The organism is Shimia sp. (assembly GCF_041624275.1).
Classification (GTDB): domain Bacteria; phylum Pseudomonadota; class Alphaproteobacteria; order Rhodobacterales; family Rhodobacteraceae; genus Shimia.
Genome location: NZ_JBFJVE010000167.1, coordinates 1 through 6,858 on the forward strand (window position 1 = coordinate 1; position 6,858 = coordinate 6,858).

9 protein-coding genes and 1 pseudogene are annotated in these 6,858 nt (G+C 63.6%); 6 read left to right on the plus strand and 4 right to left on the minus strand.

The annotated features are described in order from the left end of the window. A partial coding sequence (locus ABZD10_RS12265; RefSeq protein WP_372886853.1) for a hypothetical protein occupies nt 1-274 on the plus strand: 274 nt, incomplete at its 5' end. Nucleotides 275-359: 85 nt separating this feature from the next. On the opposite strand, the gene ABZD10_RS12270 is transcribed toward ABZD10_RS12265, so the two are convergent. The 3 genes from ABZD10_RS12270 to ABZD10_RS12280 form a co-directional block, all read right to left on the minus strand. Next, entirely contained in the window at nt 360-1,550 is a 1,191-nt protein-coding gene (locus tag ABZD10_RS12270) for a flagellar motor protein MotB (RefSeq protein ID WP_372886854.1), read from the minus strand. A gap of 146 nt (nt 1,551-1,696) precedes the next feature. After that, entirely contained in the window at nt 1,697-2,206 is a 510-nt protein-coding gene (locus ABZD10_RS12275; RefSeq protein ID WP_372886855.1) for a MucR family transcriptional regulator, read from the minus strand. A gap of 192 nt (nt 2,207-2,398) precedes the next feature. Continuing rightward, on the minus strand, nt 2,399-2,680 hold the full coding sequence (locus ABZD10_RS12280; protein ID WP_372886856.1) for a hypothetical protein: 282 nt from the start codon (nt 2,678-2,680) through the stop codon (nt 2,399-2,401). 438 nt (nt 2,681-3,118) lie between these two features. Between ABZD10_RS12280 and ABZD10_RS12285 the strand changes: the two genes are divergently transcribed. From ABZD10_RS12285 to ABZD10_RS12305, 5 genes are all read left to right on the plus strand, one after another. Next, complete coding sequence (locus tag ABZD10_RS12285; RefSeq protein WP_372886857.1) at nt 3,119-3,763, plus strand: winged helix-turn-helix domain-containing protein; 645 nt, start codon at nt 3,119-3,121, stop codon at nt 3,761-3,763. Between the two features lie 425 nt (nt 3,764-4,188). Further along, entirely contained in the window at nt 4,189-4,689 is a 501-nt protein-coding gene (locus ABZD10_RS12290) for a hypothetical protein (protein ID WP_372886859.1), read from the plus strand. A gap of 360 nt (nt 4,690-5,049) precedes the next feature. Continuing rightward, nucleotides 5,050-5,448, plus strand: a complete 399-nt coding sequence (locus tag ABZD10_RS12295; RefSeq protein ID WP_372886861.1) for a flagellar biosynthesis regulator FlaF — start codon at nt 5,050-5,052, stop codon at nt 5,446-5,448. Between the two features lie 2 nt (nt 5,449-5,450). Next, on the plus strand, nt 5,451-5,870 hold the full coding sequence (locus tag ABZD10_RS12300; RefSeq protein WP_372886863.1) for a flagellar biosynthesis repressor FlbT: 420 nt from the start codon (nt 5,451-5,453) through the stop codon (nt 5,868-5,870). 8 nt (nt 5,871-5,878) lie between these two features. Then, nucleotides 5,879-6,703, plus strand: a complete 825-nt coding sequence (locus ABZD10_RS12305) for a DUF1217 domain-containing protein (RefSeq protein WP_372886865.1) — start codon at nt 5,879-5,881, stop codon at nt 6,701-6,703. 15 nt (nt 6,704-6,718) lie between these two features. Here the strand turns inward: ABZD10_RS12305 and ABZD10_RS12310 are convergent. Continuing rightward, nucleotides 6,719-6,858, minus strand: a pseudogene (locus ABZD10_RS12310) (IS5/IS1182 family transposase); the annotation flags it as partial.

The following is a 6,858-nucleotide window of genomic DNA, read 5'->3' on the forward strand; positions in this document are numbered from 1 at the left end:
GACGCCGGCCGAGCCTGCCTCCGCCTCCGCCGCCGTTGCCGGTGCCGTGCCCGCAATGGACCCGGCGCCCGCCGCGCCGCCGGCCGGGCTGCTGCACCGGCTGCCGGTCTCGGCCCAGGGCGCCATGGTGGCGGCCATCGCCATCGCCGCGATCGCCCTTCTGGGCTTGCAGGTGCTTTTCGGCAGCGGCGAGCCCCGCGCCACGGCGCCCGGCGATCAGGGCATCGACTGGGGGCGCTATCAGCTGTCGGAGAACCTGCGCCCGGAGGAGTGAGCCGCCCACTATCCGGCGCCCAGCCAACGTCTGACGGCGCAGGTGATCCCACCTGCGCCGTCCGCGTTTTGATCTGGCCTGCCTGTTAGCGCAGTGCGCTGCGAAGGTTTTCGAACACCGCCTCCTCGAGGATCTGCGCGGTCTCGATCGGGGCTGGCCGTTGCTTGGCCGCTGCCTTGGCCGGCGCCGGTTTGCGCTGCGCGGTGGGTTCGGCTGCGGGCTCGGGCTTGGCCTGTGCCTGGGTGATCGGCTGCTCGAACTGCAGCATGATGCTGATGCGGCGGTTCGACGGGTGGCGGGGGTCGTCCTTCACATAGGGGTCGGTGTCGGCCATGCCCGAGACCCGCACCAGGCGGTCGCCGTCGACGCCGGCCTCGACCAGGAAACGGCGGGTGGCATTGGCGCGGTCCGAGGACAGGTCCCAGTTGTCATAGGCGCGGCGGCTGGTGAAGGGCACCGAGTCGGTATGGCCGGTGATGACCATCGGGTTGGGCAGTTTCGACAGCGAGCTGCCGACCTCGGCCAGAAGCTTCTCGGTGGCCGGGTTCATCGCCGACTTGCCGCTCGAGAACATCGGCTTGCCCTTCTGGTCGATGATCTGGATGCGCAGCCCTTCCGGGGTCTTCTCGAAGACCACGTTCTGCTGCAACGGGCGCAGGTCGGGGTTGTCCTGCATCGCCTGCACGATCTCGGCCTGAAGGTTCTCAAAGCGGGCGTTGTCCTTGGCGCGCTCGGCATCCCGTTCGGCATCGCTGCCGTTCTGGATCTTGTCGCCGGCGGTTTCGGCGGCGGCGCGGGCCATGGCCTCGGCGGTCTCGTCCTCGTCGGTGATCTTGGCGTCATAGATCGGCTGGGCGGCGCCACCGGCGGGGTATTCGTGAATCCCCTTGTTCGAGCCAAGGACCTTTTCGTCCGGGTCCGAGGTCGGGGTGACGTCGCGCACCTCCCATTTCGCCGGCGAGGGGTCGTCGACCTTGCCGAGATCCGAGCCGCGCGCCACCACCGCGCCGTTCGAGGCGTTGAGGGTGCCGGGCGGGCCCAGCGTGGCACCGTCGAGCACGCCGCTGCCGCCGGGCAGGGTGGCATTGGTGAAATATTCGGCGATGCCGCGCAGCTTCTGCTCGTCCGACGACGACAGGATCCACATCAGCAGGAAGAAGGCCATCATCGCGGTCATGAAGTCGGCATAGGCGACTTTCCATGCGCCGCCGTGGTGCCCGTGGCCTTCGACGACTTCGATCTTGCGGATAATGTTGAGATTCGACCCAGCTGCCATCTTTACCTGCCTCACATCTACCGGATGACGGTCCGATTCCAAGCGGCACGACGGGTGTCCGCTTTCTTGAGGTTGGTTATGGAAGGGGATTGGGCCGCCAGATAGGCGCAATTAGGGCAATAGTCAGGCAGGCCCGGGGGCCGGTCTCAGCCGGCCGAGACCGATGGTTCGTCGCGGCGGTACTTGCCGAGGCCGACCTCCTTGGCATAGGCGGCCTTGCGCGCCGAATAGCTGGGCGCGACCAGCGGGAAATCCTCGGCCAGACCGAAGCGGGCGCGATACTGTTCCTCGCTCAGCCCGTGCTCGGCCTTGAGATGGCGCTTGAGCATGGTAAAGCCGCGGCCGCAGCACAGGCAGTAGACGGCGTCTTCGGTGACGGCTTCGTCGGGGTTCAGGGCCGGGGCCGCCGGGGCGCCCGCGCCGCTGCGGCGGGCCGGGGTCGGCTGCGCCGCCGTGGCGGGTTTCGCCTTGGCGGCGGTGGCGGTCCAGTCGAGGTCGAGGCCCGACAGGCGCTGTGCCAGCTCGATGATCTCGTCGACGGTGGCCGCCTCGCGCGAGGCAAAGGCGGCGACGATCGTCGCCACCGTGCCCGTCAGGTCGCTGACGGGGGGCAGGGCCGTGCCGGGCCGGGTATCACGGGTTTCGGTGTCGGACATGGTACTCTCTCAATCGTTGAACACGCACCTTGCGCGCCATGGGCGCCTTGCCGGGCGCCGCCTGGACTCCCTGCCGGAAACAGGCCTGCGCCTGCCGGGCAAAGACCGGCCGGATCTAGTCCTTGGTGGCCGGGGCGTTGTGTTCTTCCGCTTGCTCTCCTTTCGACATGGATTTGTTCCGAAGGGTCAAATTCAATGCCGTCTCAGTCGGCGTTTTCTTGCGGCATACCAGGACGATTCTTCGCCGGTGGCGTGGTGCGTCGGAACCGAGCCCGAAATCGGCTGCATCTGCGGCAGGCGACAGGTGAGGTCGATGCGCTCTTCCAGAGCGGCGGCATCGACCACGTCCTGCGCGTTGGACAGCACTTCCCGCAGGAAGATGTCATCCTCGACCAGCGGCAGCAAAGCTTTGACCCGGGCAACGGCGTCTATCGCGTCTCGGTGCGACAGGCGGGCTGGTTTCAAAGCTGTCATCTCGCGTCTCCGTTCGCGGTTGTACACGGGCGCTTCTGCGGCCCCTGCATTCACTGATATTACGGGCAAGGTTAAATTTAGGTCAAAGAATTCATCCAAGTAACAATTTGTCTATTCTGTAAATTCTACTTTAACTGCCGAACAGGCATGGAAAACCCGCTCTTCTGGCCGAGAATTGTGCCCAGATCGCCGGCAATGCGCAGCATTTTGGAAAATCCGTCAAAACGTGTATGATGCTCCAACCGCAAAGCCTGTGGTTGCAGGAATTCGTGACGCCAAAACATTTGACTGTGACGCCACGAATTGTCATTGGGTGGGGGCTACTCGAATCCGATGATGATCCGTGGCACTGTAAAGGGGCTGAAATCTTTGGAAACATTGGATAAAACTGCGAACCCCATCGTTATCCTCCTGGCCGTGGAAGATGCAGAAATTCGCATGTCTCTGGGCTATCTCTTTTCCGTGGTCTTCGATTACGAGGTAAAGACAAGCGCCGATTTCACCGAAATACCCGGCATGATTGCGCAGATCGGGGCCCCGGCGGTGTTAATCGTCAGCGGCGGCGCCAGCCGCAGCCTGGCGTTGATCGCCGAGGTCAGCCGCATGCCGGCGCCGCCGCAGATCCTTGCGCTGGATCACGACTGCGACGGGGCGTTCGGGGTTGCGGCCTTTCGCGCCGGCGCCTGCGATGTGGTGCGCCCGCCCTTTGCCCTGCGCGAAATGGCCTACCGGGTGCAGCTGCGCCTCGGGCGCCCGCCCGAGGTCGCGGGGCTGGACGAGGAAAAGGTGACCTGGGACGCCGAGGCCTTCGTCGCCAATCAGGCCCGGCTGACCACCGCCGAAGCGCAGATCGCGCGGGTGCTGATCCGCCATGACAGCGAGATCGTCAGCCGCGACGACCTCAGCCTGATGATCGACCGGCGGCCATGGAAATACGGCGACCGGAAATTCGATGTCCACGTGGCCAAGATCCGCAAGAAGTTCCATGCCGCCTTCGGCTCGCGGATCGAGGTCAAGACGGTGCGCTCGGCCGGCTACCGGCTGACCATATGTGAAGAAGGGCTGGTCGGGCAGGGGCGCTGACCCCGGGCTCCGGGCCATCCGCGTGTCACCGGGGGGCACCGGGGGGCACCGGGGGGCATCGAGCCGCCCCGGAAGGACCGGCAGGTCGGCCAACTACCCCTTGTGGTCAAAAAATATGCGTCAACAAGATATATGTGAAGACACAAGATATATGAGGTTTCGCCGCGCTTGAAGTGTGGCGCGAAACCCGGCCCCCGAGCCTGTGGAAATACCTCTGGAAAAGAGGCCATTTATTCAATGAAAACAAGATTATGATCCAAGGGTGGCAGATGCCTGAAAATCAGGCATCATGGCGCGGCCCGGCGGCGGGTCGGAAATCGCCGGTATTCCGGCCTGCGGGGGTTAACAATTCGGCAGTTCTTCTGGCGCGGCCGGACGGCTAGTGTAAAGGCGGGGATAAGAACAAGAACACGGGATGTCATCCGATGAAAACCGAAAGCATTCTGGCGCAGATCTGGGGGCAGATGCTCGAGCTGCGGCCGGCCGGGGAAGGCTCGCCGCTGACCGAGGTTCTGGGCGCGCTGCTGAAGGTGCCGGTGGTGGCGCTGGTGTCGGACAGCGAGGTGTTCGAACCGGTGGCGATGAAGGAATGCGACGACCTGCTGCCCGGCGCGACGCTGGGCGACGTGCTGCACGAGGAGCTTGGCCTGTTCATCGAGCCGGGCGCCGTGGTGGTGCTGGAGCCCAGAAACGGACGCGGCGCGGCGATGGTCTCGGGGCATGATCTGGGGCGCAGCCTGGGGCGCATCCTTGTGGATCTGGCGGAAAGCGAGCTGAGGGCGCTGAAGAAGGAATCGCGCCCGAGGGTCTCGGCGGCGCATCACCGTCTGAGCCACCGCCTGACCGCGCGACCGGTCACGCCCGAGGGTTTCGGCCTCGAGGCCGGGCCCTTCGCCGAAAGCCGGGCCGTGCCGACGGTCAACTAGGGTCCGGCGCCTCTGTTCTTCGTGTCCGGGGCATTTTTTTCTTACGGTTGTCTTTTGGCAACGCCTGCGAGATCTTGCATCTCAGGGTTGCAAATGCCCGCCTGACCGGATCGGTTCCGAGACCCGGACAGGGGCGAAAACGCGTTGTTTTCATGGCCCGAAAGCCCGCCCTGCCGGCGGCTCCCCTGAAAAACCGAGGGAAAACAGGCCCCCCGCGCCAAGCGCGCTCGCGGGTCCGCCACCCCGCATCGGCGCGCCCGGCCTGGCCATAATCCGAAAAGATTAATCCGGCTTTAACCACCCTGATCTATCCTTACTCCGTGAGGCAGAATACCTAACAAAAAAAACGGAAGAAACCGAATGACCATAGCCGCGTACAAGCGCACTATCTCCGAGACGGAATCGCCTCGGCAGATAGAGAGACGCATCCTGGCGCAGGTGACCGCTGAACTCGAGCGGGACTACCTGAAATTCGATCAGGCCGAGAGCAAGATCGAGAAACTCGAACTCCTGGCCGACGGGCTGCGGCATTCGTTGTGGAAGAACCAGCAGGTCTGGATGGCCTTCAAGGCGGATCTTGCCGAACAGGGCAACGCCTTTGATCCACAATTGAAAGCGGCCCTGCTTTCCCTCGCCCTCTGGGTCGAGAGGCACACCCAGCACGTGATGGCCGGCTCCCTCGGCATCAAACCCCTGATCGACATCAACAGAAGCATCTTTCAGGGTCTCGAGGGCCGGGCATTCCAGACGGTTGAATAGCCATGGGCCTGAGATTGACCCTCAAGCCGAACGAGCGGATCGTGGTCAACGGCTGCGTCATCCGCAACAGTGACCGGCGGCAGCTGCTGATCATCGAGAACCACGCCGACGTGGTGCGCGAATCCGACCTTCTCGACGACAAGGAGGCGCGCACCCCGGTGAAGGAGGTCTATTTCTTCATCCAGTCGGCGCTGCTTGATGCCCGCATCCGCGACAAGATGGTGCCGATCGTGCAGAAGAAGCTGGGGCAGCTTGCCCCGGTGTTCCACGACGAGATCACCAGCCATATCTTCGAGGCCGCCAACCATGTCTCCTGCGGCAACTTCTACAAGGCGATGCGCGCCCTGCGCGCCGTCGTCGAATACGAGGCCACGCTCTACAAGATGATGGACGACAAGATGTCGGGCCAGGCGGCGGAATAGGGGGCGGCATGGTTCTCAGCATCACCGGTCTGAGCAGCAATCTGGCGCTGAACCTGATTGACGCCACCAAGGACCGTCAGCTTGAAACCATGCAGAAAGAGCCGGTGCACGCGCGCGCCGAAAGCGTGTTCCGCGAGCGGATCGGCGCCATCACCACGCCCGAGGAACTGGTGCAGGACTTCGAGGTCTACAGCTTCGTGATGCGCGCCTTCGATCTCGAGGATCAGATCTTCGGCAAGGGCATGATGCGCAAGATCCTCGAAAGCGATCCCGACGATGACACCTCGCTGGTCAACCGGCTGACCGATTCCCGGTTCACCGAGCTGCACGAGGCCATGGGTTTCACCACCGGCGCCGGACCGCAGGTGCCCGATTTCACCGATGAAGCCTGGGTTCAGGACATTGTCGACCGCTATTACCAGACCGCCTTCATCAATGCCAACGACGCCGAGAACGAGACCGTCGGCACGGTGCTGCATTTCCGCGACACGGTGGCCGAAATCTCGACCTGGTACGACGTGCTGAAAGACACCGACCTGACCCAGTTCTTTCAGGTGGCGCTGGGTCTGCCGTCCGAGATGTCGGGCCTTGACGTCGACAAGCAGTTCGAGATTCTGGCCGAGAAATTCGACATCGCCAAACTGTCGGATCCGGCCGAGCTGAAAAAGCTGGAATCACGCTATGTGGCGATTTCCGATGCGCTGAACCAGACCGCCTCGGTCAACAATGCCGCGCTTTCGATTCTGCAGAACGCCGCCACCAGCGGCCAGTTCGTGCCGGTGACGATCGACATTTCGGCGATCAGCTATTCCTCGGCCTCGCTTTACCGCTGAACCGGCGCGCCGGCGCTAGGGCGTGGACTCAATTGCGCGTAGCCAGATCCTTGCGGATGCGAGTGCGACGGCAGCCATGAAGTTGGCGGCGTGTTTCTCGAACCGGGTGGCGATACGGCGGAACTGTTTGAGATTGCAGAAGAATCGTTCAACGA

Bases quoted from the DNA above. Each gene is read 5' to 3' on its own strand.
- ABZD10_RS12275 (WP_372886855.1), bottom strand. From the start codon at position 2,206: ATGTCCGACACCGAAACCCGTGATACCCGGCCCGGCACGGCCCTGCCC.
- ABZD10_RS12270 (WP_372886854.1), bottom strand. From the start codon at position 1,550: ATGGCAGCTGGGTCGAATCTCAACATTATCCGCAAGATCGAAGTCGTC.
- ABZD10_RS12280 (WP_372886856.1), bottom strand. From the start codon at position 2,680: ATGACAGCTTTGAAACCAGCCCGCCTGTCGCACCGAGACGCGATAGAC.
- ABZD10_RS12300 (WP_372886863.1), top strand. From the start codon at position 5,451: ATGGGCCTGAGATTGACCCTCAAGCCGAACGAGCGGATCGTGGTCAAC.
- ABZD10_RS12285 (WP_372886857.1), top strand. From the start codon at position 3,119: ATGTCTCTGGGCTATCTCTTTTCCGTGGTCTTCGATTACGAGGTAAAG.
- ABZD10_RS12290 (WP_372886859.1), top strand. From the start codon at position 4,189: ATGAAAACCGAAAGCATTCTGGCGCAGATCTGGGGGCAGATGCTCGAG.
- ABZD10_RS12305 (WP_372886865.1), top strand. From the start codon at position 5,879: ATGGTTCTCAGCATCACCGGTCTGAGCAGCAATCTGGCGCTGAACCTG.
- ABZD10_RS12295 (WP_372886861.1), top strand. From the start codon at position 5,050: ATGACCATAGCCGCGTACAAGCGCACTATCTCCGAGACGGAATCGCCT.